Genomic DNA, 26,096 nt, shown 5'->3' on the forward strand with positions numbered 1-26,096 from the left:
CGCGAACAGAGCCCCCTCGTCAATTTTCTCCCGCGCTGGTAATGTTGAACGCAGAAATCAGGTAAGGGGTTCAATATGGCCGAAATTCTGACCGGGCAGGTGTTACAGTTCACCGCCGACCCCTTTCTGGCGGGTCCGGATGCGGCCCGGGTGGAAACCGATGGCGCACTTCTGATTGAAGGCGGCGTGATCCGCGCCGTGGGTCCGCGCGCGCAGATCCTGGCGGAACACCCCGGCGTTCCGGTGACCAGCTACGGCAACCACCTGATTTCTGCGGGCTTTGTCGACAGCCATGTGCATTACCCGCAGACCGCGATCATCGCCTCCTGGGGCAAGCGGCTGATCGACTGGCTGAACGATTACACCTTCCCCGAAGAGACCCGCTTCGCCGATCAGGCCTATGCCGATGAGATTGCGAACCGCTATCTCGATCTGGTGCTGGCGCGGGGCACGACCACGGTCTGCTCTTATGCGACGATCCACCCCGAAAGCGTGGATGCGATTTTCAGCGCGGCACAAAAGCGCGGCATGCGGATTGCGGCGGGCAAAACCTGTATGGATGTGAACGCGCCCGACGGGCTGCGCGACACGGCGCAGTCCGCCCATGACGACAGCGCAAAGCTTCTCAACAAATGGCATCAGCTCGACCGGCTGAGCTATGTGATCACCCCGCGCTTTGCCCCGACCTCAACGCCCGAACAGCTTGAGGCGCTCGGCTCGCTCTGGGCGGCCAATCCCTCCTGCCTCATGCAGACGCATCTCTCTGAGCAGACCGATGAGATCGAATGGGTGAAAACGCTCTACCCAGAGGCGCGGGATTATCTTGATATCTATGAGCGCTTTGGCCTTGTCGGGCCGGGCGCCCTCTTTGGTCATTCGATCTGGCTCGAAGAGCGCGAGAAGGCCAAACTTCTCGATATGGACTGCAGCCTGATCCATTGCCCGACGTCGAACACCTTTATCGGCTCGGGGCTTTTTGATCTGAGCGGGCTGAAAGCGGCAGGCCACCGCGTCGGCCTGGCCACCGACATCGGCGGCGGGTCGAACTTCTCGATGCTGCGCACCATGGCCTCGGCCTATGAGGTCGCGCAGCTGCGCCGCCACTCGATCCACCCGGCACAGCTTTGGTGGCTGGCCACCCAGGGCTCGGCCCGCGCGATGCGGATGGATGACCGTATCGGCAATATCGCCCCCGGCATGGAGGCCGATCTGGTGGTGATCGATCTGGCCTCGACCCCCGCCATCGCCCAGGCGACCGCGCGGGCTGAGACGATCTGGCAGTCGGTTTTCCCAACGCAGATCATGGGCGATGACCGCGCTGTGGTTGCGACCTATGTGAACGGAGCGCGCCTTGTCTGATCATCCGTCATCTGATTACCGGTCATCAGATCCCACGGGCGGCGCTCATGCAGCGCGTCTGACCATGCTGCTCTGCTGGATCGCGGTCGTGCTCGACGGCTTTGATCTGGTGGTGCTCGGCGCGCTGATCCCGCCCCTCACCGGCGGCGCTTCGCCCTTTATGAGCACGGCAGAGGCCACCGCTGTCTCGACCCTCAGCCTTGTGGGGATGACCCTCGGGGCCATCAGCACCGGCACGCTGACGGCGCGTCTGGGCCGTCGCCGGGTGATGCTGGCCACAGTGTTTTCCTTCTCGCTTTTCACCCTTGCCTGCGCCTTTGCGCAAAGCTGGATCAGCCTTGCGGCTTTCCGCTTTCTGGCCGGGATGGGGCTGGGCGCCTGCCTTCCGACCGCGATGTCGCTGGTGACAAGCGCCGCAAAGGGCCGCTCGGGTGCGGCCACCACCACGCTGATGACGGGCTATCACGTCGGCGCAGTCAGCACCGCGCTGCTGGCGCTGATCTTCCTGCCGGAACCCGGCTGGCGGGCGATGTTCGTGGCTGGCGCGGTGCCGGGCTTTGTGCTGACCCTGGCGCTTTATCTGTGGCTGCCGCAGGACAGCCTGTTGCATGAGGGCCCGAAAGCGGCCCCCCGCACCGGTGCGGCGGAACTGCTCAGCCCGGCGCGGCGGGTGCAGACCCTGGCCATCTGCGTGACCTCATTCATGGGGCTGATCCTGGTTTACGGGCTGAACACCTGGCTGCCGCAGCTGATGATCTCGGCGGGCTATGATCTGGCGGGCGGGCTGTGGCTTCTTTTGCTGATGAACGCCGGGGCCATCGTCGGCCTGCTGGTCTCCGGGCGGATCGGGGACCGGATCGGGCTGAAGGCGGCGACCGTTTTGTGGTTCGCTCTGGGCGGGCTGCTGCTGGCGTCTTTGTCGGTGAAAATGGCGCCCTGGCTGCTGAATCCGGTGGTTTTCCTGACGGGGAGCATCGTCTTTTCCGCGCAGGTTCTCGTCTATGCCTATACCGCTGCAGCCCATCCGGATGGTCTGCGCGCGGCAGCCCTGGGCTGGGCGGCAGGCATCGGTCGTATCGGCGCGATCATGGGTCCGCTGATCGGCGGCACGCTGGTCACCTTTGGCATCGGCCACCCCTGGGGCTTTTACGTCTTCGCGGCTGTGGGCGCGCTCGCCGCAACGGCAGCACTTCTGTGGCGCCCCGCACCAAAGGGTTGAGACCGGAACTCGCGGCTCCCTGAGCGGGTTATCCCCCTGCTCAGGGGCCTCACAGCGCCGGACCCGTCCGGCGCGTCACATTTTCTGCCGATGTCCCCGGGCGCGAGTGCTTGATCCGGTAACATTTTTATAAAGGCAGCTGATATGACGCGAGCCCCCTATGAGACTCGGACCGGCCATGCCGGTGAAACCCAGCAGATCGGGGGAGAGCCCCTGACCAGCAATCACGGTATCCCCTTTTCGGACAATCAGAACAGCCTCAAAGCCGGAGCCCGCGGGCCAACGCTTCTTGAAGATTTCCTGCTGCGCGAGAAGATCTTTCACTTTGACCATGAGCGCATCCCTGAGCGGATCGTTCATGCCCGCGGCTCGGTCGCCCATGGCGAATTTGAATGCACCGATCCGATCCCGGACCTCAGCCGCGCAAAGCTTTTCTCAAAAAAGGGTAAAAAGACCCCGCTGATCGCGCGGTTTTCCACCGTTGCCGGCGGTGCAGGCTCGGTCGATACGCCGCGCGACGTGCGCGGCTTTGCGGTGAAATTCTACACCGAAGAGGGCAACTGGGATCTGGTGGGCAATAACATCCCCGTCTTCTTCATTCAGGATGCGATCAAATTCCCCGATCTGATCCATGCCGTGAAGATGGAGGCCGATCGCGGCTATCCGCAGGCGGCCTCTGCCCATGACACCTTCTGGGATTTCGTCTCCCTGATGCCCGAGACCATGCACACGCTGATCTGGGCCATGTCAGACCGCGCCATTCCGCGCAGCCTGCGGATGATGGAGGGCTTTGGCGTTCACACCTTTAAGCTGGTGAACGACCAGGGGGTTGAGCATTTCGTGAAATTCCACTGGCGCCCGCGTCTTGGCACGCAAAGCCTGGTCTGGGACGAAAGCGCGAAGCTGCAGGGCGCGGATAATGACTTCCACCGCCGTGATCTTTTTGAAGCGATCGCCGCGGGCGACTTCCCCGAGTGGGATCTGGCAGTCCAGGTCTTTGACCAGGAGCTCGCGGACAGCCTGCCCTATGATGTGCTCGATGCCACCAAAATCATCCCCGAAGAGGTGGTGCCGCTGCGGGTGATCGGGAAAATGACCCTCAACCGCAATCCCGACAACCATTTCGCCGAGAATGAGCAGCTGGCCTTCCTGCCCTCGAATGTGGTGCCGGGGATCGATTTCTCGGATGATCCGCTGCTGCACGGGCGGCTCTTTTCCTATCTCGACACGCAGAAATCGCGGCTTGGCACGACGAATTTTCACCAGATCCCGGTGAATGCGCCGAAGTGCCCCTATGCCAATATGATGCGCGACGGCATGATGCAGACCCATGTCCATAAGGGCCGCGCCAATTATGAGCCGAATTCGCTCGATCAGGCGGGGGAAGATCCGGGGCCGCGCGCACAGACCAGCGGCTTTGCCACCGCCCGTCAGCAGGTCAGCGGCGAGAAGACCCGCGACCGCTCGGAGACCTTTGGTGACACCTACAGCCAGCCTCGGATGTATTGGAACTCGCTGACCCCGAATGAGCAGGCTCATACCGCTTCGGCCTATGTCTTTGAGCTTTCCAAGGTCAGCCTGCCCCATGTGGTTGAGCGCACGCTGAGCCATCTCTCGGCCATCCACCCCGATCTCGGCAAGCGCGTGGCCGATGGCCTCGGGGTGCCGCCCGCCAAACCGGCCGAGACGAAGTTCCCGGCCCGCAATCTGGGCACCTCTGACGCGCTGTCGATTCAGAAGAAATGGCCCGCCACGCTGAAGGGGCGCAAAGTGGGGCTTTTGTTTGCCGAAGGCTCTGACAAAGCGTCTATCGACAAGCTGAAGGCTGAGATTGAGGCAGAGGGTGGCACCGTCTTCACCGTGGCCCCCAAAGTCGGACCGCTGAAACTGAAGGGTGGCGAGATGAAGGCCGATGGTCAGCTTGCAGGCAGCCCCTCGGTGCTTTTTGACGCCATCGCGATGATTATGATGCCCGATCAGGCCGATAAGCTGATGAAGGATGCCGCCTGCATCGCCTGGGTCTCAGACGCCTGGGCGCATCTGAAGGCGATTGGCCATTGCCCCGGCAGCAAGCGCATTCTCGACAAAGCGGGGATTGAGCCCGATGAGGGCGTCGGCCCCAATGAGGGCCTGGCGGAACGGGCAAAGCTTCGCTACTGGGACCGCGAGCCGAAACTGCGCGATCTGGCATAACGAAAAAGGCCCCCCGATCCGGGGGGCCTTTCTTCTTCAGACCTTTTCAGGCGCTTTGGTTTTCACCAGCGAGACGATCACACCGGCGGCCAGGATCGAGAAGGTAATCCCCAGCGACCACATCGGCGGAAACTTCTCCCATCCCATCAGATCGGCGATGAAGAGTTTTGATCCGATGAATATCAGCAGAACTGAGAGCGCATATTTCAGATAGGCAAAGCGGTGCAGGATCGCCGAGAGCGCGAAGTAAAGGGCGCGCAGACCAAGAATCGCAAAGATATTCGAGGAATAGACGATGAAAGGATCAGTGGTGATCGTAAACACCGCCGGAACCGAGTCGACCGCGAAGATCAGATCGGCAAATTCAATCATCACCAGCGCCAGCAGCAGGGGCGTGGCATGGGTCACAACCTTACCCGCAGCATCCGGCAGCTTCACCAGAAAGCGGTTGCCATGCAGCTCTTCCGTCACCCGCAGCTTTGACTTCGCAAAACGCAGGATCGGATTTTTGCTCAGATCCGGCTCTTCGTCGTCTTTGGCAAAGAGCATCTTAATGCCGGTAAAGATCAGGAAGAGCGCGAAGATATAGAGCACCCAGTGATAATTCGCGACAATCCCCGCCCCAAGGCCGATCATAATGCCGCGCAGCACGATCACACCAAGGATGCCCCAGAACAGCACCCGGTGCTGGTATTTCCGCGGGATCGCAAAGAAGCTGAAGATCAGCGCGATGACGAAGATATTGTCGAGCGCGAGGGTTTTCTCGATCACAAAGGCCGTCAGATAGGCCGCCGTCGCCTCAGGCGTCATCTGCCACCAGACGAAGCCCGAGAAGGCAAGACCAATCGAGATATAAAAGGCCGACATCTTCAGGCTCGCGCCGATTTCGATCTCGCGGTCTTCTTTGTTGAAGACACCCAGATCCAGCGCCAGCAGCGTCAGAACCGCGCCCATGAACACCAGCCACATCCAGACCGGCGTTCCCATAAAAATGCTGGTTAAGAAGTCCAAAGCTTACCCCTGTTTACACCATTTATCCGGTGTCAGGTCGGGATCGCAGGGATCGGCCCGACTCCGGCTTTGCCAGAGTGGTCCGACATCACAGCCGATCGGCTGCCAGAGGGGCCCGGTCCACTCCTGCCAGATGGGAAGGCTGCGAAAAGGTTCAAGGGGCGGGCCGCGAAAAAATCGCAAAGGAGTTCCGGATGGAGGTCGTTTTAAAGACCGGGCGGCTGAGCTGAATTTTCCTCTTGCACCCGCCTGCGCGGCAGCCTAAACACCCCCTCACAGAGAGCGGGCGTAGCTCAGGGGTAGAGCATAACCTTGCCAAGGTTAGGGTCGGGCGTTCGAATCGCCTCGCCCGCTCCAGTTTAAAAAAGCCATCCTTCGGGATGGCTTTTTTAATTTCCGCCCACCCTGTTCCTTCTGTCAGAAAAATCGCCAAGCCCGCGTTATCGGTGCATTTTTCCTCTTGCACCCACCCGCGTCGCCGCCTAAATACCGCCTCACAGAGAGCGGGCGTAGCTCAGGGGTAGAGCATAACCTTGCCAAGGTTAGGGTCGGGCGTTCGAATCGCCTCGCCCGCTCCAGTTTAAAAAAGCCATCCTTCGGGATGGCTTTTTTAATTTCCGCCCACCCTGTTCCTTCTGTCAGAAAAATCGCCAAGCCCGCGTTATCGGTGCATTTTTCCTCTTGCACCCACCCGCGTCGCCGCCTAAATACCGCCTCACAGAGAGCGGGCGTAGCTCAGGGGTAGAGCATAACCTTGCCAAGGTTAGGGTCGGGCGTTCGAATCGCCTCGCCCGCTCCAGTTTAAAAAAGCCATCCTTCGGGATGGCTTTTTTAATTTCCGCCCACCCTGTTCCTCCTGTCAGAAAAATCGCCAAGTCCGTGTTATCGGTGCATTTTTCCTCTTGCACGCTCCCGCGCGCAGGCCTAAATACCCCCTCACAGAGAGCGGGCGTAGCTCAGGGGTAGAGCATAACCTTGCCAAGGTTAGGGTCGGGCGTTCGAATCGCCTCGCCCGCTCCAGTTTAAAAAAGCCATCCTTCGGGATGGCTTTTTTAATTTCCGCCCACCCTGTTCCTCCTGTCAGAAAAATCGCCAAGTCCGTGTTATCGGTGCATTTTTCCTCTTGCACGCTCCCGCGCGCAGGCCTAAATACCCCCTCACAGAGAGCGGGCGTAGCTCAGGGGTAGAGCATAACCTTGCCAAGGTTAGGGTCGGGCGTTCGAATCGCCTCGCCCGCTCCAGTTTAAAAAAGCCATCCTTCGGGATGGCTTTTTTAATTTCCGGGAACGCCCTGCCCCGCCTGGCGTTATCGCCCCATCAGGGGGGCAAGCGTGGCACTGAATACCGCAGATCTGCTGGAGCCGCACCCGGAGGGGATCTACTGCCCTGCGGGGGATTTCTGGATCGATCCGATGCGACCCAAGCCCCGCGCGCTGATCACCCATGGTCATGCCGATCACGCCCGTGCGGGCCACGGCGCGGTGCTGGCCTCTCGCGAAACCCTTGAGATTATGGCGATCCGCTATGACGAAGATTTCACCCAACACCGCCAGGTGGCTGAGGGTGAGATCAGGATCGGCGGGGTCAATGTCAGCTTTCATCCGGCGGGCCATATTCTCGGCTCCTGCCAGATCCGCATCCGGCCCGACAAAGGCCCTGTGATCGTGGCATCGGGGGATTATTCGCGCCGCGCCAATCCGGTCTGCGCCCCCTTTGAGCCGCTCGACTGCGATATCTTCATCACCGAGGCGACCTTCGGCCTGCCGGTCTTCCGCCATCCCGACCCGCTGGGAGAGGCTGCGAAGCTCTTGAAAAGCATGGCGGATTTTCCGGACCGGCCACATATCATCGGGGGCTACGCTTTGGGCAAAACCCAGCGGCTGATCGCCCTGCTGCGCCAGGCGGGCTATGAGGCCCCGATCGGGCTGCACGGCGCGCTGATGCGGCTCAGCCGTTATCACCAGGAAAAGGGCATTCCGCTTGGCGATCTGGTCGCCGCAGCTGACGCGCCGCAACTGATTATCGCGCCGCCTTCAGCGCTTGGCTCGCCCTGGGCGCAAAGATTTCCCGACCCGGTGCTGGGCTATGCCTCAGGCTGGATGGGGGTGCGCTCGCGGGCCAAGGCGCGACGGGTGGAACTGCCGCTGGTGATCTCGGATCACGTCGACTGGCCGGAGGTCACTGCCACGCTGAGGGAGATTGCCCCTGAGGAGGTCTGGATCACCCATGGTGCCGAAGATGGCCTTTTGCGCTGGTGCGCGTTGCAGGGTATGACGGCGCGGCCGCTGCACCTTGAAGGCTATGGAGACAGCGACAATGAGCCTGCGGAGCCGGAGGCATGAGGTCCTTTGCCGCCCTGCTCGAACGTCTGGCCTTCACGCCGGGGCGCAATGCCAGCCTGACCCTGATGCGCAATTATCTCACCGCCACGCCCGATCCGGACCGCGGCTGGGCGCTTGCCGTTCTGACCGGTGGCCTGGAGTTGCGGCACCTGCGTCCGCAGCTTCTGCGCCGTCTGGCGGCCGAGCGTGTGGATGAGCAGCTCTTCGCGATTTCTTATGAATTTGTCGGCGATCTGGCGGAAACGATTGCGCTCCTTTGGCCCGAACCGGCGGAATATCACGATGTGCATCTGTCTCAGGCGGTGGCTCTGCTGGCCGCAGATGACCGTGCGGGCAGCAATCTGGTCGCCCTGCTCAACCAACTGCCCAAAGAAGAGCGCTTTGCGCTTCTGAAACTCGCCACCGGCAATCTGCGGGTCGGCGTCTCAGGGCGCCTGGCGCGCACCGCACTGGCGGGCATCGGCACGCGCAGCCTGTCAGAGATCGAAGAGATCTGGCACGGCCTGGCCCCGCCCTACCCCGGGCTTTTCGACTGGCTGGCCGGGGGACCGCTGCCTGAGGTCTCGGCCACGGCCCGGTTCCGGCCGGTCATGCTGTCGACCCCGGTCACGGAAGAGACGCTGCCGGGATTTGATCCGGCAGATTATGCCGCCGAATGGAAATGGGACGGCATCCGGGTGCAGCTGGTCTGCGAGGAGGGACAGCGCCGGATCTATGCCCGCTCGGGCGATGAAATCTCCGGCAGCTTTCCCGATCTGCTCGAGGGGCTGGACTTTGAAGGCGCGGTGGACGGGGAACTTCTTGTGGCGCGGGGCGGCGTGATCGCTCCCTTTGCGGATCTGCAAAAGCGGCTTGGCCGCAAGACGGTCAGCCGCGCCACCATGGCCGAATTCCCGGCCCATCTCAGGCTCTATGATCTGCTGCAACTGGGCCGCGAAGATCTGCGCCCGCTGCCGTTTCGGGAACGTCGTCAGCGGCTTGAGGCGCTGCCCCCCCTCAGCCCGCGGGTCGATCTGTCACCGCTGCTGCCCTTTGAGGACTGGCAGGCGCTGGCCGCTCTGCGCGCCGATCCCCCGGAGGTGGTGATTGAGCGGGTCATGCTGAAGGCCTGGGACAGCCCCTATCTTGGCGGGCGGCCGCGCGGCCCCTGGCTGAAGTGGAAGCGCGCGCCGATGCAGATTGATGCGGTGCTGCTTTACGCCCAGGCGGGTCATGGCAAACGCGCGGGCTATTACAGTGATCTGACCTTCGGCCTCTGGCATCAGGGGGCGCTGGTGCCGGTGGGCAAGGCTTATTCCGGCTTTACCGATGAGGAACTCAAGCGCCTTGACCGCTTCATCCGCAAAGAGACCCGCGACCGTTTTGGCCCGGTGCGGCAGGTCACGCCCAGCCTGGTGCTTGAGGTGGCTTTTGAGGGGGTGAACCGCTCTGCCCGGCATAAATCGGGGGTGGCGCTGCGCTTTCCCCGCGTCTCGCGCATCCGCTGGGACAAACCCGCCGCCGAGGCCGATCAGCTGAGCGCGCTTGAGGCTTTGTTGTGAGCGCACTTCCCCCCCGGTTTCAGGCCTGGTTTGAGGCACGGGGCTGGCAGCCCCATCCGCATCAGATCGCGCTTTTGCAGGCCAAGGGTGACAGCCTGCTGATCGCGCCCACAGGGGGCGGCAAGACCCTGGCGGGCTTTCTGCCGACGCTGATTGAACTGGCGGAAAGTGATTTCAAGGGCTTACACACGATCTATGTCTCGCCGCTGAAGGCGCTGACGGCGGATATCGCGCGCAACCTTGCCAGCCCGATCGCGGAAATCGGCCTCCGGATCCGGGTTGAGGACCGCACCGGTGACACCCCGGCCTCAAAGCGCAGCCGCCAGCGGGTGGACCCGCCGCAGATCCTGCTGACCACGCCGGAAAGCCTGGCGCTGATGCTGTCATGGCCGCAGGCGGCGAAGATCTTTGCGGGCCTCAGGCGGGTGCTGCTGGATGAGTTACACACCATGGAGGAAAGCCGGCGCGGCGATCTTTTGATGCTGGGTCTGGCGCGTCTGCGCAGCCTGTCGCCGGGGCTGCAGGTCACCGGGCTGTCGGCCACGGTGGATGATCCGGAGCGGCTTGCGGCTTATATGGGAGGGGCCGAGGTGCTGCGTGCGGGCGGCGGGCTCGCCCCCGACCTCGGGCTTCTGCCCACCACCGCGCCGCCGCCCTGGGCCGGGGCGGGCGGGCGCTATGCGGCTGCGGATGTGATCCGGGCGGTCTCAGAGGCGAAATCGACGCTGATCTTTCACCACTCCCGCGCCCAGGCAGAGCTTTTTTTTCAGGCGCTGTGGCTGGCCAATTCAGAGGGGTTGCCCATCGCGCTGCATCACGGCTCGCTCTCGCGCGAGGCGCGGGGCAAGGTTGAGGCGGCCATGGCGACGGGGGCTTTGCGCGCTGTGGTCGCCACCTCAAGCCTTGATCTGGGGATCGACTGGGGGGATGTGGATCTGGTGATCCAGGTCGGCTCTCCGCGCAAAATCCGCCAGTTGGTTCAACGGATTGGCCGATCCAATCACCGCTACGACAGCCCGTCGAAGGCACGTCTTCTGCCGGTGAACCGCTTTGATGTGATCGAATGCCTGGCCGCCATTGAGGCCGTGCGCAGCGGCGATCTGGACGGGCCTGAACACCACCCCGGCGCGCCGGAGGTGCTGTGCCAGCATATCCTGAACACGGCCTGCGCCGGGCCGTTTGCAGCTGATGCGCTGTTTGCGGAGGTGCGCAGCGCCGGTCCCTACGGCGCGCTGAGCCGAGCGGAATTTGATGACTGCCTGCAGTTTGCCGCCACGGGGGGCTATGCGCTGAAGGCCTATGACCGCTGGCAGCGGCTGATGGAGCGCGACGGATTGTGGCGGCTGCGTGATCCCAGGGCCGCGCGGGTGATCCGTATGAACATCGGCACCATCGTGCAGCGAGAAATGGTCCGCGTGCGGCGGCGTGGCGGTGGTGAGGGCGGATTGATCGGAGAGATCGAAGAGCGTTTCGCCGCCACCCTGCGCCCGGGTGACAGCTTTCTGCTCGGCGGTCAGGTCCTGCGGGTGGACCGCTTCAAAGAACTGACCCTGGAAGTGACCCCCCGCCCGAAGGGAGAGCCGAAGATCCCGGCCTTCAACGGCGATGCGCCCGGTGCCTCGCCGGAACTCTCGGCCCGCGTTGCGCGGCTGGTGAGGGCGGGCGGCACGGGTCTGCCCGCCCCGGTGCAGGACTGGCTGGCGCTGCAGGCCGAACGCTCGCGCCTGCCGCGCGAGGGGCGGCTTTTGTGCGAGATCTTCCCCCATCAGGGGGCTCACAACCTGGCACTCTATCCCTTTGCCGGAAAGCGGGCGCATCAGACCCTCGGTCTGATCCTGAGCCACCATATGGAACTGGCGGGTCTGGCCCCTTTGGGCTTTATCGCAACAGATCACGCGCTTCTGATCCGCTCGGCCCTGCCCGTCACCGATCCGGATGCGCTTTTTGACCCTGCGGCAGCGGCAGAGGGCTTTGAGGACTGGCGGGCGGGCACCTCGCTTCTCAAGCGGGTCTTTCGCGATGTGGCCACCGTGGCGGGGCTTTTGCACCGCCAGCTTCCCGGTGCGCGGAAAACCGGGCGGCAGGCCAGCTTTTCATCTGACATCATCTTTGAAGTGCTGCGCCGCCATGAGCCTGACCACCTGCTGCTGCGCGCCACGGAAGCGGAATTGCGCCACAGCCTGCTCGATCTGGACCGCCTGGGCGATCTTGCGCAAAGCCTGCCGCAGCTTGATCCGGTCTTCACCGATCGCGTCACGCCACTGGCGGCCCCGCTGCTGCTGGAGATGGGCCGGGTGCGCCTGGCCGGAGCCGGACAGGAACGCGCCGCCGCCCGCATGGCCGAGGCGCTGATGGATCAATCCGGTCTCTCCAGCCTGCGCGAGCCTGAACCCGCGCCTTTAAATCCCGGCGGCGGAGCGCTGGGGCCGGGGATTGCCCGATGAGCGATTTTTCCTTTCGCTTCCATGGCCTGCGGCTGGTTGCACGGCCCTCCGGCGCGCTCTGGCAGCCCGAGACCCGCTGTCTGACGGTGAGTGATCTGCATCTGGGACGCTCGACCCGGATGGCGCGGCTGCGCCACCAGCTGCTGCCGCCCTATGAGACCTCCGAGACGCTGCGGCGTCTGGGCGCCGAGATTGCGGCGCTGAACCCGCTGCGGGTCATCAGCCTTGGCGACAGTTTTGATGATGCTGCGGCCATGACGGAACTCTCGCCCCCCGATCTGGAGGCGTTACAGCGCCTGATCGCGGGGCGGGACTGGGTCTGGATCAGCGGCAACCACGACCCGAGCCCGCAAAACCCGCCCTTTGGCGGTGGCTTTGCGCAAAGCCACCGTGACAGCCCCGACAGTCCGATCCTGCGCCACATCCGCGCGGAGCCGGGACCGGATATTTCAGGGCATCTGCATCCGGTGGTGCCTTTGGGCGGGCGGCGCTGGCGGGCTTTTCTGGTCAGCCGCAACCATCTGATTCTGCCCGCTTTTGGCACCTATACCGGCGGGCTGGAGATCTCGGACCCGGCCTTTGACGGCTGGCTGCGACCCGGCCATGCGCTTTTATGCGCCAGCCGGATCATGGAAGTACCGCTGCCCTGAGGCTCAGTGATGGGCGTGACCGCCCTTCCCCTTCGCCTCACCTGCGGGCTTTTTGACGGCTTCAACGGCGAATTCCACCTCAAGACGGCCCGCTTTATCAAAGATCAGCACGCCGGGCAGACGGCTGCCCGCTTCAAGGCCCGATTTCAGCCCCATGAACATGACGTGATACCCGCCGCGCTCAAAGGCCACCGTCTCACCGGCGGGAAGGTCAATCGCCTCAACATGCACCATTTTCGCCGAACCATCGCTGCCGTGCTCGGTGATATGCACCTCAGCGCGTTCGGCAAAATCCACCTCAACGCCGATCAGACGATCCGCCTCAGTGCCGGTATTGGTGACAGCGAAAAAGCCACCCGCCGTCATGGCGCGGGTCATGGGCTGCGGGATCGCCGGATGGGCGACGGAAAGGTCACCGATTTTATAGTCATGCGCAAAGGCCGGAACGGCAAAGGAAACGGCCAGCAGAAGGCCACGGGTCAGATTGGAAAACATTGACTTCATCCATAGGGGCTGCGCGCGGCGCGGGGCGCACGCGATTTCAGGGAAAGATCAGACCAGTCGTTTCCCTGAGGGCGGATCGCGGATCGCCCCCGGCCCTGACATACGCGGCTGCACCGGCGTGACGGCAACCCGCGTCGCAAGCGCGCCAAGAAGCCTCGGCAGGGGGGCGGCCCCGGCCTGCGCCGGACCCGCCAGATCCCAGGCCGTCTGCGGCAGGCAGGCGTGGCAGGGCGCGGCGCTGCCGTCTTCCATGCCGCACAGATCGTCAGGCGTGGCCCCCATCATGATCGCTTCCGCGATCTGCGCCTCCATCAGCGAGGGCGCAATATGGCGCGGCCCCGCCATAAGCGCCAGGAACAGCGCCGGAAGGGCAAGCAGCGGCAAAAACCGCAGAAGGCGCAGTGCGGGCGTCATAGCCTCTGTCTGCGCCGGTCGGCGTTCAAAAGCAAGAGGCGGCTCCATCGCGCCGGGGTGCCAGGGGACAGTGGCGGCCCTTTACGGCCCCATCACCTGCGCCGCGACCCGGGGAGAGGCTGCCATATCTTCGAGCGTCAGGGATTCGATGATCAGAAGATAAGACCAGAAAACTTCGGCAAAGACCTTGCGGATGCGGCAGGCGGCTTCATCGGCGCAGTCTTCGCAGCGCTGATAATAATTGCGCGACAGGCAGGGCAGCGGCGCGATGGGCCCGTCAATCAGGCGCAGAAGTTCGGTAATCTGAATCTCAACCGGGCGCTTGAGCAGCAGATAGCCCCCCGACCGGCCCCGGATGGAGGTGATAATCCCGGCATTTCGCACCTCAAGCAGGATATGCTCAAGAAAGCGTTTCGGCGTGGCCGAACGGCGGGCGATTTCTTCGATGGTCAGAGGCTCCGGGCGCTCGCGCGCGGCCTCATCGGCCAGCACCAGCAGCGCCTTCAGTGCATATTTCATCTTCTGCGTAATCATCGCGCCGCCCGTGCTCTGCGTGCCCCTTTCCGGTCACGCCTCCCCGTTCCGAATGCCCGCTTTCCCCCCGGCTGACCAGCCCCTTTGGCAAAAAGGGTGAAGCGGTGACCGCCGGGCCGCAGGCCCGGCGGCGCCAGGATCAGACCCCGGCGCGCAAAGCGCGGGCGATGACGATGTTCTGCACCTCTCCGGTGCCGTCCATACATTCCGTGACCCGCACGCCGTTGAGCTGGCGCGGCAGATGGTTCTCGCGCTTGAGCGCATTGGCCCCCATGGCACGCATGGCCTGGCTGATCCCCTCAAAGGCGGTGCGGCAGGCGTATTTCTTGGCATGAGCCGTAAGTGCGGCAACCGGGCTTCCTGCCTCAAAGGGACGGGCGGCCTGAAAGGTCAGCGCGCGGCTGGCCTCAAGCCCGGTGGCCACCTCTGCGAGAGTGAAGGCCATGGCCTGATGATCGATCACCGCACGGCCAAAGGTCTGCCGCTCTGCCGCATAGCCAAGCGCGACATCCAAAGCCCCCGCCAGCGCGCCGTTGCACATCGCGGCCACACCAAGGCGGGCGACATCAATGCCATACATCGCCGCGCGAAAGGCCGTTCCGGTGGCGAAGGCGACATCGGCCTCTGTCAGCTCAATGCCGTCGAAGGCCGCGTCGGTGGTGCCCATGGCCATATTGCCGGTCAGATCCAGCGCGTCTGAGGTCGATAGCCCCGCCATATCGCGGCGCAGGATCACGGCATTGATCCCCTTTGCCCCGCTGCCCGGCGCCGTCTGGCAGAAGGTCGCAAAGACATCGGCCCAGCGGCCGTTGGTCACCCAGGCCTTCGCCCCGCTCACACGGTAGCCGCCCTCAACCGGGGTGGCCGCGCAGGTGATGGCGGTGGCATCGGTTCCGGTCTGCGGCTCGGTCAGAAGGAAGGCCCCGATGCTTTCACCGCTCATCAGCCCGGGCAAAGTGCGATCGCGCAGCGCCGCATTGGGGCTGAGAGAGGTTGCGATGGTCACCGCCGTATGCACCGCCAGCGCGCAGGTGAAGCCCACATCCCGCCGCGCCAGCTCCTCATAACAGCGCAGCAGCGTTGCCACGCTCTCGCCATGCCCGCCGAGGTCCTTCGGCACCAGAATGGGCGCGACCAGCGGGATGATCCGGCGCAAAGCCGCCTCCGGCGAGGCCATCCCGCGATCCCAGGCCTCTGCGTTCAGGCGCAGCTCCCTTTCGGCGAAATCCCGTGCGTCCTGCACGCGGTCTTCATTCACCACCCCCTCCGGATGGCACAGCAACTGATAGCTCATATCCCCTCCCTGCCCCTCGCAGTGGGGTCAGTTTCACTGAGGCGGCAGAGGGATGCAATCAGCCCTTAGGCGGTTCCCCCAGCGGAAGATCCTCGCTTAAGACCCCTTCAAGCACCAGAAGCTGCCGCTTGACCGCAAGCCCCCCGGCAAAGCCGGTCAGGCTGCCATTGCCGCCGATCACCCGATGGCAGGGCACCAGAATCGGCAAAGGGTTCCGCCCGTTCGCCGCCCCCACCGCCCGCGACGCGCCCGGAGTGCCCAGATCGCGGGCCAGATCGCTGTAGCTGCGGGTCTGCCCCCAGGGGATCTGGCGCAAAAGCCCCCAGACCCGGTGCTGAAAGTCGGTGCCCTGCGGGGCGAGGGGCAGATCAAAGCTGCGCAGGTCGCCTGCGAAATAAGCGCGAAGCTGCGCTTTCAGCCCCGTAAAACGCGAAGGATCCTCGCGCCAGCCGGGCTGCGGGCCACGGGCGGTTTTGCCGCTGGCGAATTGCAGCTCGCAAAGCCCCTCTTCGGTTGCCGCCGCCAGAAGTGCTCCGACGGGTGTTTCAATGCGCGTCCAGTGAACCTGCATAGCCGGGCCTTTCGCAGAACTCTGCCCGCAGACTGTCAAAGCCCGCGCCCCCGCGCAATCGGGCTTGTCCTGCCCGGCCCGCTCAGGATCTATGAGGCCATGCGACAGGCACTCTATCTTGGCTCACGGCTGGCCCTCTTTGGCGCGACCCTCGGGGCGGCGCTCTGGGGCTGGTCGCAACAGCCCTTCACCGCCGCTCTTGTTGAGCGCAGCGCCGAAAGCGCCGCCCGCGCCATCGAGGCGCAGTTTCGGCGCAGCTTCACCCCCGAGGCCGCAGCAGACCGCATCCGGACGGCGCTTGAGACCGGGGATGACTTCCGCGCCCTCTGGCTGGCGGACCTGGCCGATGAGGAAGCACTGCCCCTGCCCCCCGATCTGAACCTTGAGATCGAGGCGCTGCGGGCCTCACGCGAGGGGGTGATGGCGGGCGCGATGGATTGCGCCGCCTGCGCCTGGGACATCCGCAGCTGTGCCAGCCTCTCGGAGATCGCCTTCTGCGCCGTGCCCGTTGAGATGACGCCTCTGGGCGATCTCAATGCGCTGCGCCGTCAGGGCACGGCGGCGCTGGCCGGTGAAGAGGTGGACAGACTGGAAACCGGGCTGGCGCTGGTCGGGCTTGCCGCCACCTCAGCCATTCTGGTGACGGGGGGCGGCTCTGCGCTGGTAAAGGCGGGGGCCACGGCTTTGCGGGGGGCAAAGCGGCTGGACAGTCTGACGCCCGGGGTGGCACGGATAATCGGCAGCCTTGGCGATCTGCCGATCCGCTGGCCGGCGGTGCTGCGCGGCGCGCCGCTGGAGGAGATCACCGATGCGGCGCGGCTGACACGGGTGACCGATATGGCCAAAGACATCGGCCGCATCGCGGCCAATACCTCTGCGTCCGAGACGCTGCTGGTGCTGCGCCACATCGACAGCGCGGAGGATGCCGCACGGCTGGCGCGGGTGTCGGATGTGGCGAAGGCAAAAACCGCCTCCCGTCTGGAAGTGCTTGGGAAATCGCGGATCTTTCGCGCAACTCTGCGGCTGTCGGATACCGCTGTTGCGGCTTTTGCCGCGCTTTGGGCCGGGATCACCGGGCTTTTCAGCCTGATTGCGGGCTGGCTGATGCAGGGTGTTCTGCGTCTGCTGAAGCCCCCGCCACAGCGGCGCGGCTGGCGGTAAAGAAAAAGCCCGCAGGCGGACTGCGGGCTTTAGCGGATTATTCGGCAGCTTCTTCGGCGGCTTTCGCAGCCTCAATTTCAGCGGCCTTTTTCTCAACCTGTTCGACGATGTGATCGATCATCTGATCGTTCGAGAGCTTGTGGCTTTGACGGCCCGCCAGATAGACCATGCCGGACCCTGCCCCGCCGCCGGTGAAGCCGATATCGGTCATCAGCGCCTCGCCGGGGCCGTTCACCACGCAACCGATGATCGAGAGGCTCATCGAGGTGGTGACATGGGCCAGACGCTCTTCGAGCATCGAGACGGTCTTGATCACATCAAACCCCTGCCGCGCGCAGGAGGGGCAGGAGATGATCGTCACGCCGCGGTGGCGCAGGCCGAGCGATTTCAGGATCTCAAAGCCGACCTTCACCTCTTCGACCGGATCGGCCGAGAGCGAGACGCGGATCGTATCGCCGATCCCCATCCAGAGCAGATTGCCCAGACCGATCGCCGATTTCACGGTGCCCGACACGAGGCCCCCGGCCTCGGTGATCCCGAGGTGGATGGGCGCATCCGTTGCATCTGCGAGCTGCTGATAGGCCGCCGCTGCCATGAAGACATCCGAGGCTTTGACCGAGATTTTATACTCGAGAAAGTCGTTGTCTTCGAGCAGACGGATATGCTCAAGCCCGGATTCAACCATCGCATTCGGGCAGGGCTCGCCATATTTATCAAGAAGATGCTTTTCGAGCGACCCGGCGTTTACGCCGATCCGGATCGAGCAGCCATGATCCTTGGCCGCCTGAACCACCTCACGCACGCGGGCGGCATCGCCGATATTGCCGGGGTTGATCCGCAGACAGGCGGCACCGGCCTCTGCGGCTTCAATGGCGCGTTTGTAGTGGAAGTGGATATCCGCCACGATCGGCACCGGGCTTTCGGCGCAGATTTCACGCAGAGCCTTGGTTGAGGCCACATCGGGGGTCGAGACCCGCACGATATCCGCGCCCGCAATCGCTGCGCGCTGGATCTGCTCAATCGTCGCCTTCACGTCAGAGGTGATGGTATTTGTCATCGTCTGGACGGAAATCGGCGCATCGCCTCCGACCAGAACTTTACCCACCCGGATCTGACGGGATTTGCGGCGCTCAATATTGCGCCAGGGGCGGACGGGGTTGAGAGACATCGGCGGCTCCGTTGCAGGCTGCGCCTGAGACATAGCCCCCTGCGCCCTGGCAGACAAGGCCGCAGCCGGTCACAGCAAAGCTATCCTCAGCCCCACCGGGCCTTACTGCGCGGGTTCCTCACCCTCACCGCTGGTCAGATAACGTTCCTGCACCAGTTCAACCACGCGGGCCACCTCCGGCTCGGCGGTCAGATCGACTTCAGCGAAGCTGCCCTCAAGCTTTTCGGGCGAGAGTGCGAGATTGCTGACCACCTGAGCCCCGGCGGCGGCAGGGCCATAGGCCTTGCCCTTCACCATGAAATAGACCGCACCGGAATTGCCCGCCCGCAGGGTCGGCGGCGCATCAGACTGCGGCACGACATAGCTTTTGCCGGCGTCAAGAATCTGCTCAAACAACACGGTGCCATCCGCCGCTTTCACGCGCATCCAGGCGGGCTTGACGGCGATGATTTCAACCGCAGGGGCGGCTTCGGCCAGAACGCGAACCGGCGTGGCCTCTGCCTCAGCCACCGGGGCCTCCGGTGCGGCGGTCTGCGCCTCTGCCAGACGCTCCGTGATGATCGCGGCGATGGGCCCGTCACGCGAGACAAGCTGCGGCACGTCCAGCGCCTGAGGGCGATAGAGCCGGCCGAGCGCCTCTGCCGTGGGGGCTTCGGTAACAGGATCCGAATCAGCCACCTGCAGCATCGCGCCGGGCGCCACGTCGCGCAGCGGATCGACCGAGACCACGACCTGGGGGGCCTGCTCGACCGGGGCCACATGGACGCGCTGCACTTCGTGCAGCACCGACCAGCCGCCGTAGCCAATGCCGCCGATCAGCGCCAGAAGCACCAGAACCGAGCCCGCAGCGCCCGGCTCAATCCGGCTGGTCCAGCTGGGACCACGCGGCACAAAAAGCGCATCGGGATGGCCAAGCGCCTCAAGACCCGTCGGACGGGGCCGGGCCTGACGCGGACGCGCCGCCGGGCTGCTTCCACCTAAGGTTTTGGGAATGGGGCTGAAATTCGCCTCAGCGCAGAACTGACGATAGGCCGCATCGGGATCCATCCCCAGATAACGGGCATAAGAGCGCACATAGCCTGCCACAAAACCGGGGGTCTCAAAGACCGAGACATCGGCGTTTTCAATGGCGGCAATAACGGTGGCTTTAATCTTCAGTTCACGTTGAACATCGAGCAGCGATTTCCCCAATGTAGCGCGCTCTCCGCGCATCAGGTCGCCCAGCCGAAGGTCATAGGCATCAAAGCCCTTCGGCTGCTGCTCAGGTTGCGAAGAAGGTTTCACCTTCCGCCAGATCATACGGCCTGCCCCATCCGGTAGTCGGCCGCCCGCGATCATAGTGTCGCCGCGAGTCGGCTTTCGTGAATATGTGAGGCTTTTCTAACACAGCCCTGGAAAGACTGCACTCGAAGAATTGATCTCAGGCCGAAGCTTCGGCGCGATTCAGCGCACAATGTGCCCAGAGGGAATCCATGGCACGAATCAGAGAATCGATCTCTTTGGGGCCATGCACCGGCGAGGGCGTGAAGCGCAGACGCTCGGTCCCGCGGGGCACCGTCGGATAGTTAATCGGCTGGACGTAAACGCCAAAACGCTCCAGCAGCATATCCGAGAGCATCTTGCAGTGCACCGGATCGCCGACGTGAACCGGCACGATATGGCTGCCGTGGTCGATGATCGGCAGACCCAGACCGCGCAGACGCATCTTCAGAATCTTCGCCTGAGTCTGATGCTCTTCACGAAGCTTCACGCCGCCGTCACCTTTCAGGAAGGCAATCGAAGCCGCAGCCCCTGCTGCCACGACCGGCGGCAGCGAGGTGGTGAAGATAAAGCCCGGCGCATAAGAGCGGATCGCATCCACCATTTTCGCCGAAGCCGCGATATAGCCACCGAAGACGCCGAAGGCTTTGCCGAGCGTCGCGTTGATCATATCAACGCGGTGCATCTGGTTGTCGCGCTCCGCCACACCGGCACCGCGCGGGCCATACATGCCAACGGCATGCACTTCGTCGAGATAGGTCAGCGCGTTAAACTCTTCCGCCAGATCGCAGACCTCTTTGATCGGGCCGAAATCGCCATCCATCGAATAGACCGACTCAAAGGCGATCAGCTTCGGTGCGGCCGGATCATCGGCCTCCAGAAGCTGGCGCAGATGTGCGAGGTCATTGTGACGCCAGATACGCTTTTCACCGCCACCGCGGCGAACGCCCTCGATCATCGACGCATGGTTCAGCGCGTCGGAATAAATGATCAGCCCCGGGAACAGCACCCGCAGGGTCGAAAGCGTCGCGTCATTGGCAATATAGGCCGAAGAGAAGACCAGCGCCGCTTCTTTGCGGTGCAGATCGGCGATCTCTACCTCAAGGCGCTTGTGATAAACCGTGGTGCCCGAGATGTTGCGCGTGCCTCCCGAGCCTGCGCCGGTAGCATCAAGCGCCTCATGCATGGCATCCAGGACCACCGGATGCTGGCCCATGCCAAGGTAGTCGTTGCCACACCAGACGGTTACATCCTGCTCAGACCCATCGGGACGGCGCCATACGGCGTGCGGATAGTGACCCTTCCGGCGCTCCAGATCGATGAAAGTGCGATAGCGGCCCTCTTCGTGCAGACGGTTGAGGGCGGTATCGAGAGCGCTGTTGTAGTCCATCTATCGACTCCGTGGCTTCCTGCTACACGGACTCAATGCCGTGATCGCCGGGCTTCGGCCTTGACCTTAATCAAATTCATTCATTCGGGACCTGGACATATTGCCACCCCGCCCTTCCCGCTAGTCCGCTTTGACCTGGGGGTCAACCAGGCCCTTAGGATGAAGGTGCCACTTCCAGCACCAGAAGACAGTCTTTTTTGCCCTTGCGGGCGGCATTACAGTCTTTCAGCACCGCAGCCCGGGCGGCATCGCGGCTCTCCAGATCCGAAAGCGCAATCGCCGAAGGCACGGGCTGACCGCCACGGATAAAGCCGTCATCGGGCGAGACCGCCATAGCCGAGTAGCGACCCGGCTTGGTCACGAACAACGCCAGCGCCTGCTCATTGGTTGCCACAAGGTCCAGCGTCGCCTTTTCCTCTGCATTCAGAAAGGCATGATCATAGACCGTCACCGCCTGCGCGCCGAGGCGATAGGTCTTGCCGCGCACTTCCTGCGCCTGCAGAGGGGAAAGGGTCATCAGGCCAAGCGCCAGGGCAGCAACAAAAGGTTTCATCTCGGCGAAGCTCCGGGAAAAGAAAACAGACTGCAATCTTAACGTCTTCGCCGCCGCATGGACAGCCCCCGCGCGGGGGGCTAGCCTGCCCTCATCCAAGACCCCCGAAGGAGGCTGAGATGACCCTCGCACCCGTCCTCGACCGGATTGACGCCGATCTGCCCCAGGCCCTTGAGCGGCTGAAAGATCTGCTGCGCATCCCCTCAATTTCCACTGACCCCGCCTTTAAGGCCGACTGCGACCGCACCGCCGACTGGCTGGTGGCTGATCTCGCCTCCATGGGCTTTGAAGCCTCCAAACGCCCGACCCCGGGGCATCCGATGGTGGTGGCGAAATACAAAGGCCCCGAGGGCGCGCCGCATCTGCTGTTTTACGGCCATTATGACGTGCAGCCGGTCGATCCGCTGGAGCTGTGGGACAACGACCCCTTTGATCCGCAGATCGAAGACCTGGGCGATAAAAAAGTGATCCGTGGTCGCGGCACGGCCGATGACAAAGGCCAGCTCATGACCTTTGTCGAGGCGTTCCGCGCCTGGATCGCAGAACACGGAAGCCTTCCCCTGAGCGTGACGGTCTTTCTCGAAGGTGAAGAAGAATCAGGCTCTCCCTCGCTGATCCCCTTCCTGCAGGAGAATGCAGACGAGCTGAAAGCCGATCTGGCGGTGATCTGCGACACCGGGCTTTATGATGGCCGCGTACCCTCAATCACCACCATGCTGCGCGGCCTTCTGGGCGAAGAGCTGACGATCAAAGCCGCCAGCCGCGATCTGCACTCGGGCTCTTACGGGGGGGCCGCCATCAACCCGATCCGGGTGCTGGCCGATATCATCGACAGCCTGCACGACGATCAGGGCCGCATCACCATTGAGGGCTTTTACGACGATGTGCCCGAACTGCCCGAAGAACTTCGCCAGCAATGGCAGGGGCTTGGGTTTGATCACTCGCGTTTCTTAGGCGATGTCGGCCTCTCACGCCCGGCGGGAGAGCAGGACCGCACACCGCTCGAGATGATCTGGTCGCGCCCGACCTGCGAGGTGAACGGCATCTGGGGCGGCTATACCGGCGCGGGCTTCAAAACCGTTCTGCCGGCGGAAGCCCATGCCAAGATCAGCTTCCGGCTGGTCGGTCAGCAGGACCCGCTGAAACTGCGCGAGGCCTTCCGCGCCCATGTCCGCGCCCGTCTGCCCGAGGATGTCGAGGTGGAATTCCACGGCCACGGCAACAGCCCGGCTTCCGTGATGACCATCACCGACCCCGCCTTTGAGAAATCGCTTCAGGCGCTGACGGAAGAATGGCAGATCCCCGCCGCCTATACCGGCGCAGGCGGCTCGATCCCGATCGCGGGCTACTTCAAAACCTACCTCGGCATGGATGCCATGCTGATCGGCTTTGGCCGCGACGACGACCAGATCCACTCGCCGAATGAGAAATATGACCTCGAGAGCTTCCACAAAGGCACCCGCTCCTGGGCGCGGATCCTCGACAAGCTCGCCACGAAATAAGAAAAAGCCCCGCGTAAGCGGGGCTTTTTTCATTCTGCGGCGTGATCCGGCAGCACCGGAGCCTCCGGCACCAGCACTGCCGGATCCTGATGGCTCAAGGCCTCTTCGGCCTCTTCCTCCCCCTGCACCGCCGCAAGGGTCGCTTCCGACAAGCGCGAAGGCGCCCGCTTCTTTAACTCAAAGCCCATCATCGAGCGGAAGCTCTGTGCGGACCGGCGCTCCCGCGCATCGGCCCGGAGCGTACCCTCAATCACAAAGCGCCGCTGGGATTTCGCATCCTGAACATTATAGAGGTCGGGATTTACATGGAGAGCCTGGCCGATCAACTGGTATTCCGCATCCGCGATCGTTTTATAAACCACCGTGCCGTTACCACTGGCCGGCTTCACCTGCCGCCCCGCATCTGTCACCATGGGAAACAGATAGATAAAGGGCCGCGCCCGCTCATATTCCTGCAGGATCGCTGAATATTTTCCGGGCTTATCCGTCTGCTGAAACAGCCGCCGGTACAGCGGCTGACGACTCGCACGGCCGACATAATAGGGCCAGGTGCGCGGGCTGCCAGAGGGGGAAAGTCCGAAGACGTAAAGACCGACAGCACTGAAGATATCGCGAAGTCCGACCGCTTCGGCATCCGCCTCCGCCTGGGCAAAAACGTCATCCCGCGCGGCCAGGCAGTTAAGCGTCCGCCGCCCGTCTGCATCTCGGAAAGTCTGAAAAAAATACGGGCCCAGACAGCGAAACCGATAACCGGTCATAGTCACTTCCATTCCTGCTTAATACGCAACAATAATGAACCTGAGATTGCATTTATTCAATGAAAATCAATCAAAAGGAGATCCACCTGTGAGGATCATTCCGACGACCGCCTCTCCCGCTTCGGTGCCGAGCGCTCGTGCAGCCGCACGGCCACATAGCCTACCGCCACCAGAAAGACGGGCATGATGACAAATCCGCTCATCTCAACCCTCCAGGGACGCGTCCTGCCAGATAATTCAGGGCAAAACAGGCGATACACCAACCCAAAGCTGCGATGAACATCAGCCAGACCGAGAGGTTCTCCCGCAGATTGAGATATTATAGATATATCCCGCCAGCGGCGTGGCGATTCCCACAGTGAAACAGGCCGTTGATGCCCGATCAAGCGCATTGGCCAGAAGCTTTGTCCGCTCGTTGTGAATCATAACGCCTCCCCGCCTCAGCCTGCCCCGCACAGCGGCCTGCGGAAATGCAAAAAGCCGCCCCTGCGGACGGCTTTCGCTCAAAATCTGCAAGCCTCAGCTTACTTGATTTTGCCTTCTTTGTACTCGACGTGCTTACGCACAACCGGGTCGTACTTGTTGACCGTCATTTTCTCAGTCATCGTACGTGCGTTTTTCTTGGTCACATAGAAGTGGCCGGTGCCCGCCGAAGAGTTGAGGCGGATTTTGATCGTGGTCGGCTTCGCCATGGTCGTGTCTCCTTCAAGCGGTCAGCCGCCGCTCAAGGCGCGCGATACCCGCAAATTCTGAACCCTGCGTTTGCCCTTTCGACAGGACAGAGTCAAGCGGGCTCTGTGGATAAATCAGGCTTTCGGTGCGGCTTTTCCCAAAGAAAGATGGATGCCGGCCACGGTTGCGGCATCCAGTCCCATGCCACGCGCCAGCGCAGCCAGAAACTGAGTCTCTGCCGGACCATCGGTGCGCACGGTCATGGCAGCTGCCGAATAAACCTGCGCCTTCACCGCATCCGAGGCATCCCGCGCCAGCGCGAGGGCATCCACCGGCGCAGACATCTGCTCCTCCACAAAGGCGCGCTCTTCGGCCGAGGCCTCTTTCAGGTGATCCATGATCACCGCGCGTTCCTCATGGTCGATCACGCCATCGGCACGCGCCGCCTGAATCATCGCACGGATCATCAGACGGGCATTGGCCTCTGCTGTCTCCGTCGCGACTGAAGTGCCGGTGATCTGATCGATCATCCCCGTCACCCCCGAGGCCGCCGCAGCCCCCATCCCCGTCAATGTGCCGACGATGCCTCCGGCCCCCGCCCCCAGGCGACCCAGAACCTGTTCAGCCTGCTCAGCCAGACCGGCGGTCTGCGGGTTTTTCTTCAGAGCATCCTGAACCGCGCCCAGGCCCCCGGCCTGTTTGACTTTGCCGTAGCCTTTGACGGCTGCGACCCCCAGAGCCAGCGTGGCAAGCGTGCGGACGAAACTCATAACGGCAATCCTCTCAAAAGATCCGGCGCGACCGGGTTGCAATCGCCTGATAACCGGCAAGGCCCGTCACAGGTTCCCTCTCACGCCAGACGGAGCGGATGCGCGAAACCTGTCATCTGCCGTCCGATCATCATGCCCCCCCCCGCAGCAACGCCCTGGCAGATGCGGTCCGCCGGATGGCATCGCATGCACAAATAAACAGGCCGCCTCGCAGCCATGGGCCTCGGTGAACAGGAATTTGCGCGGAAGGCCTGTAAGCCGGATTCTGTCCAAGGGGTTGCCCCCTCTGGATGACCATTCCTCTTGTCCCGCCATTACTGACGGGCTTTAGCTGCCAACCCGGACCTCTCGGGCTGAAGTGTCCCTGCGGCGGTCTCGGTTGCCCGACCCTGGCCCGCGCGAGGTCCCTATTCGGCATTGCTCCGGGTGGGGCTTGCCGTGCCGTCCCGGTTACCCGGTCCGCGGTGGGCTCTTACCCCACCGTTTCACCCTTACCCTGCACGCAGGGCGGTCTCGTTCTCTGTGGCGCTTTCCCTGGGGTTACCCCCGCCGGGCGTTACCCGGCACCCTTACTTCATGGAGTCCGGACTTTCCTCGCATGACGCAGTTTCCCTTGTGGGGACCCGACACCACACGCGGTCATCCGGCCTTCCGCGCGAGAGGGGGCATACGCGCCCCGCGCCGCGAGGTCAACCACAGCCCCGCCTGCCCTTTGGCTTTTTCAAAATACTCCCGGGCGGGGTCCGGGGAGGGCAGGCAGCCCTCCCCGGCGCTCTCCCCCGAAAG

22 protein-coding genes, 5 tRNA genes and 1 other RNA gene are annotated in these 26,096 nt (G+C 63.2%); 14 read left to right on the top strand and 14 right to left on the bottom strand.

Annotated elements, in window-relative coordinates; all coding sequences use genetic code 11:
* Positions 1-75: 75 nt before the first annotated feature.
* The 3 genes from guaD (at position 76) to EP867_RS01645 (ending at position 4,771) form a co-directional block, all read left to right on the top strand.
* Positions 76-1,359 carry a guanine deaminase gene (gene guaD, locus EP867_RS01635; protein ID WP_128486469.1) on the top strand — a complete coding sequence of 428 codons (1,284 nt, stop codon included), beginning with the start codon at positions 76-78 and terminating at the stop codon, positions 1,357-1,359.
* On the top strand, positions 1,352-2,578 hold the full coding sequence (locus tag EP867_RS01640) for an MFS transporter (RefSeq protein ID WP_206616302.1): 1,227 nt from the start codon (positions 1,352-1,354) through the stop codon (positions 2,576-2,578). The genes guaD and EP867_RS01640 overlap by 8 nt, the downstream gene beginning before the upstream one ends.
* Before the next feature lie 144 nt (positions 2,579-2,722).
* Entirely contained in the window at positions 2,723-4,771 is a 2,049-nt protein-coding gene (locus EP867_RS01645) for a catalase (RefSeq protein WP_128486470.1), read from the top strand.
* Positions 4,772-4,807: 36 nt separating this feature from the next.
* Here EP867_RS01645 and EP867_RS01650 read toward each other — a convergent pair whose 3' ends face one another.
* Positions 4,808-5,782: a TerC family protein gene (locus EP867_RS01650; RefSeq protein WP_164888735.1), complete on the bottom strand. Its 975-nt coding sequence runs from the start codon at positions 5,780-5,782 to the stop codon at positions 4,808-4,810.
* A gap of 282 nt (positions 5,783-6,064) precedes the next feature.
* Here EP867_RS01650 and EP867_RS01655 point away from each other — a divergent pair.
* From EP867_RS01655 to pdeM, 9 genes are all read left to right on the top strand, one after another.
* Positions 6,065-6,139 (top strand) — tRNA-Gly (locus EP867_RS01655).
* Positions 6,140-6,285: 146 nt separating this feature from the next.
* Positions 6,286-6,360 (top strand) — tRNA-Gly (locus tag EP867_RS01660).
* Between the two features lie 146 nt (positions 6,361-6,506).
* Positions 6,507-6,581 (top strand) — tRNA-Gly (locus tag EP867_RS01665).
* Between the two features lie 146 nt (positions 6,582-6,727).
* Positions 6,728-6,802, top strand: a tRNA-Gly gene (locus EP867_RS01670).
* A 146-nt stretch (positions 6,803-6,948) separates the two neighbouring features.
* A tRNA-Gly gene (locus EP867_RS01675) sits at positions 6,949-7,023 on the top strand.
* Between the two features lie 96 nt (positions 7,024-7,119).
* The gene (locus tag EP867_RS01680) at positions 7,120-8,124 is read left to right on the top strand and encodes a ligase-associated DNA damage response exonuclease (RefSeq protein WP_128486580.1); all 1,005 of its coding nucleotides are present in this window, start codon (positions 7,120-7,122) and stop codon (positions 8,122-8,124) included.
* Entirely contained in the window at positions 8,121-9,665 is a 1,545-nt protein-coding gene (locus tag EP867_RS01685) for a cisplatin damage response ATP-dependent DNA ligase (RefSeq protein WP_128486471.1), read from the top strand. The genes EP867_RS01680 and EP867_RS01685 overlap by 4 nt, the downstream gene beginning before the upstream one ends.
* Positions 9,662-12,109, top strand: coding sequence for a ligase-associated DNA damage response DEXH box helicase (locus EP867_RS01690; RefSeq protein ID WP_128486472.1), 2,448 nt, complete (start codon positions 9,662-9,664; stop codon positions 12,107-12,109). The genes EP867_RS01685 and EP867_RS01690 overlap by 4 nt, the downstream gene beginning before the upstream one ends.
* Positions 12,106-12,759, top strand: a complete 654-nt coding sequence (gene pdeM / locus EP867_RS01695; protein ID WP_128486473.1) for a ligase-associated DNA damage response endonuclease PdeM — start codon at positions 12,106-12,108, stop codon at positions 12,757-12,759. The genes EP867_RS01690 and pdeM overlap by 4 nt, the downstream gene beginning before the upstream one ends.
* Before the next feature lie 3 nt (positions 12,760-12,762).
* On the opposite strand, the gene EP867_RS01700 is transcribed toward pdeM, so the two are convergent.
* From EP867_RS01700 to EP867_RS01720, 5 genes are all read right to left on the bottom strand, one after another.
* Positions 12,763-13,254: a copper chaperone PCu(A)C gene (locus EP867_RS01700; protein WP_128486474.1), complete on the bottom strand. Its 492-nt coding sequence runs from the start codon at positions 13,252-13,254 to the stop codon at positions 12,763-12,765.
* A gap of 57 nt (positions 13,255-13,311) precedes the next feature.
* Positions 13,312-13,677, bottom strand: a complete 366-nt coding sequence (locus EP867_RS01705; RefSeq protein ID WP_128486475.1) for a hypothetical protein — start codon at positions 13,675-13,677, stop codon at positions 13,312-13,314.
* Between the two features lie 81 nt (positions 13,678-13,758).
* Positions 13,759-14,211: an RrF2 family transcriptional regulator gene (locus EP867_RS01710; RefSeq protein ID WP_128486476.1), complete on the bottom strand. Its 453-nt coding sequence runs from the start codon at positions 14,209-14,211 to the stop codon at positions 13,759-13,761.
* A 139-nt stretch (positions 14,212-14,350) separates the two neighbouring features.
* Positions 14,351-15,505 (bottom strand): acyl-CoA dehydrogenase family protein, encoded by a 1,155-nt coding sequence (locus EP867_RS01715; protein WP_128486477.1) that lies wholly within the window; start codon positions 15,503-15,505, stop codon positions 14,351-14,353.
* A gap of 58 nt (positions 15,506-15,563) precedes the next feature.
* Positions 15,564-16,076 (bottom strand): methylated-DNA--[protein]-cysteine S-methyltransferase, encoded by a 513-nt coding sequence (locus EP867_RS01720; protein WP_128486478.1) that lies wholly within the window; start codon positions 16,074-16,076, stop codon positions 15,564-15,566.
* Between the two features lie 99 nt (positions 16,077-16,175).
* Here EP867_RS01720 and EP867_RS01725 point away from each other — a divergent pair, with 99 nt between their 5' ends.
* On the top strand, positions 16,176-17,237 hold the full coding sequence (locus tag EP867_RS01725) for a hypothetical protein (RefSeq protein ID WP_128486479.1): 1,062 nt from the start codon (positions 16,176-16,178) through the stop codon (positions 17,235-17,237).
* A gap of 37 nt (positions 17,238-17,274) precedes the next feature.
* On the opposite strand, the gene ispG is transcribed toward EP867_RS01725, so the two are convergent.
* The 4 genes from ispG to EP867_RS01745 form a co-directional block, all read right to left on the bottom strand.
* Positions 17,275-18,405, bottom strand: coding sequence for a flavodoxin-dependent (E)-4-hydroxy-3-methylbut-2-enyl-diphosphate synthase (gene ispG / locus EP867_RS01730; protein ID WP_128486480.1), 1,131 nt, complete (start codon positions 18,403-18,405; stop codon positions 17,275-17,277).
* Between the two features lie 102 nt (positions 18,406-18,507).
* On the bottom strand, positions 18,508-19,704 hold the full coding sequence (locus tag EP867_RS01735; protein WP_128486481.1) for a helix-turn-helix domain-containing protein: 1,197 nt from the start codon (positions 19,702-19,704) through the stop codon (positions 18,508-18,510).
* Positions 19,705-19,825: 121 nt separating this feature from the next.
* The gene (hemA, locus tag EP867_RS01740) at positions 19,826-21,055 is read right to left on the bottom strand and encodes a 5-aminolevulinate synthase (protein ID WP_128486482.1); all 1,230 of its coding nucleotides are present in this window, start codon (positions 21,053-21,055) and stop codon (positions 19,826-19,828) included.
* Between the two features lie 154 nt (positions 21,056-21,209).
* Positions 21,210-21,608 (bottom strand): hypothetical protein, encoded by a 399-nt coding sequence (locus EP867_RS01745; protein WP_128486483.1) that lies wholly within the window; start codon positions 21,606-21,608, stop codon positions 21,210-21,212.
* A gap of 119 nt (positions 21,609-21,727) precedes the next feature.
* Here EP867_RS01745 and EP867_RS01750 point away from each other — a divergent pair, with 119 nt between their 5' ends.
* Positions 21,728-23,110, top strand: coding sequence for a dipeptidase (locus EP867_RS01750; RefSeq protein ID WP_128486484.1), 1,383 nt, complete (start codon positions 21,728-21,730; stop codon positions 23,108-23,110).
* Positions 23,111-23,139: 29 nt separating this feature from the next.
* Here the strand turns inward: EP867_RS01750 and EP867_RS01755 are convergent, their stop codons facing one another.
* The 4 genes from EP867_RS01755 to rnpB form a co-directional block, all read right to left on the bottom strand.
* Positions 23,140-23,868, bottom strand: coding sequence for a hypothetical protein (locus tag EP867_RS01755; protein WP_128486485.1), 729 nt, complete (start codon positions 23,866-23,868; stop codon positions 23,140-23,142).
* A gap of 524 nt (positions 23,869-24,392) precedes the next feature.
* Complete coding sequence (gene rpmG / locus EP867_RS01760; protein WP_101752137.1) at positions 24,393-24,560, bottom strand: 50S ribosomal protein L33; 168 nt, start codon at positions 24,558-24,560, stop codon at positions 24,393-24,395.
* Positions 24,561-24,674: 114 nt separating this feature from the next.
* Positions 24,675-25,310 carry a DUF533 domain-containing protein gene (locus EP867_RS01765; RefSeq protein WP_128486486.1) on the bottom strand — a complete coding sequence of 212 codons (636 nt, stop codon included), beginning with the start codon at positions 25,308-25,310 and terminating at the stop codon, positions 24,675-24,677.
* Between the two features lie 238 nt (positions 25,311-25,548).
* Positions 25,549-25,965, bottom strand: an RNA gene (rnpB, locus tag EP867_RS01770) — RNase P RNA component class A.
* Between the last annotated feature and the right edge of the window lie 131 nt (positions 25,966-26,096).

This window comes from Falsigemmobacter intermedius (assembly GCF_004054105.1).
Lineage (GTDB): Bacteria > Pseudomonadota > Alphaproteobacteria > Rhodobacterales > Rhodobacteraceae > Wagnerdoeblera > Wagnerdoeblera intermedia.

What these genes read in the sequence shown, in the direction of transcription:
- EP867_RS01700 (WP_128486474.1), bottom strand. Translation starts at nt 13,254, where the DNA reads ATGTTTTCCAATCTGACCCGTGGCCTTCTGCTGGCCGTTTCCTTTGCC.
- EP867_RS01725 (WP_128486479.1), top strand. Translation starts at nt 16,176, where the DNA reads ATGCGACAGGCACTCTATCTTGGCTCACGGCTGGCCCTCTTTGGCGCG.
- EP867_RS01710 (WP_128486476.1), bottom strand. Translation starts at nt 14,211, where the DNA reads ATGATTACGCAGAAGATGAAATATGCACTGAAGGCGCTGCTGGTGCTG.
- hemA (WP_128486482.1), bottom strand. Translation starts at nt 21,055, where the DNA reads ATGGACTACAACAGCGCTCTCGATACCGCCCTCAACCGTCTGCACGAA.
- pdeM (WP_128486473.1), top strand. Translation starts at nt 12,106, where the DNA reads ATGAGCGATTTTTCCTTTCGCTTCCATGGCCTGCGGCTGGTTGCACGG.
- EP867_RS01720 (WP_128486478.1), bottom strand. Translation starts at nt 16,076, where the DNA reads ATGCAGGTTCACTGGACGCGCATTGAAACACCCGTCGGAGCACTTCTG.
- EP867_RS01735 (WP_128486481.1), bottom strand. Translation starts at nt 19,704, where the DNA reads ATGATCTGGCGGAAGGTGAAACCTTCTTCGCAACCTGAGCAGCAGCCG.
- EP867_RS01685 (WP_128486471.1), top strand. Translation starts at nt 8,121, where the DNA reads ATGAGGTCCTTTGCCGCCCTGCTCGAACGTCTGGCCTTCACGCCGGGG.
- EP867_RS01755 (WP_128486485.1), bottom strand. Translation starts at nt 23,868, where the DNA reads ATGACCGGTTATCGGTTTCGCTGTCTGGGCCCGTATTTTTTTCAGACT.
- rpmG (WP_101752137.1), bottom strand. Translation starts at nt 24,560, where the DNA reads ATGGCGAAGCCGACCACGATCAAAATCCGCCTCAACTCTTCGGCGGGC.
- EP867_RS01715 (WP_128486477.1), bottom strand. Translation starts at nt 15,505, where the DNA reads ATGAGCTATCAGTTGCTGTGCCATCCGGAGGGGGTGGTGAATGAAGAC.
- EP867_RS01765 (WP_128486486.1), bottom strand. Translation starts at nt 25,310, where the DNA reads ATGAGTTTCGTCCGCACGCTTGCCACGCTGGCTCTGGGGGTCGCAGCC.
- guaD (WP_128486469.1), top strand. Translation starts at nt 76, where the DNA reads ATGGCCGAAATTCTGACCGGGCAGGTGTTACAGTTCACCGCCGACCCC.
- EP867_RS01745 (WP_128486483.1), bottom strand. Translation starts at nt 21,608, where the DNA reads ATGAAACCTTTTGTTGCTGCCCTGGCGCTTGGCCTGATGACCCTTTCC.
- EP867_RS01750 (WP_128486484.1), top strand. Translation starts at nt 21,728, where the DNA reads ATGACCCTCGCACCCGTCCTCGACCGGATTGACGCCGATCTGCCCCAG.
- ispG (WP_128486480.1), bottom strand. Translation starts at nt 18,405, where the DNA reads ATGTCTCTCAACCCCGTCCGCCCCTGGCGCAATATTGAGCGCCGCAAA.
- EP867_RS01645 (WP_128486470.1), top strand. Translation starts at nt 2,723, where the DNA reads ATGACGCGAGCCCCCTATGAGACTCGGACCGGCCATGCCGGTGAAACC.
- EP867_RS01705 (WP_128486475.1), bottom strand. Translation starts at nt 13,677, where the DNA reads ATGACGCCCGCACTGCGCCTTCTGCGGTTTTTGCCGCTGCTTGCCCTT.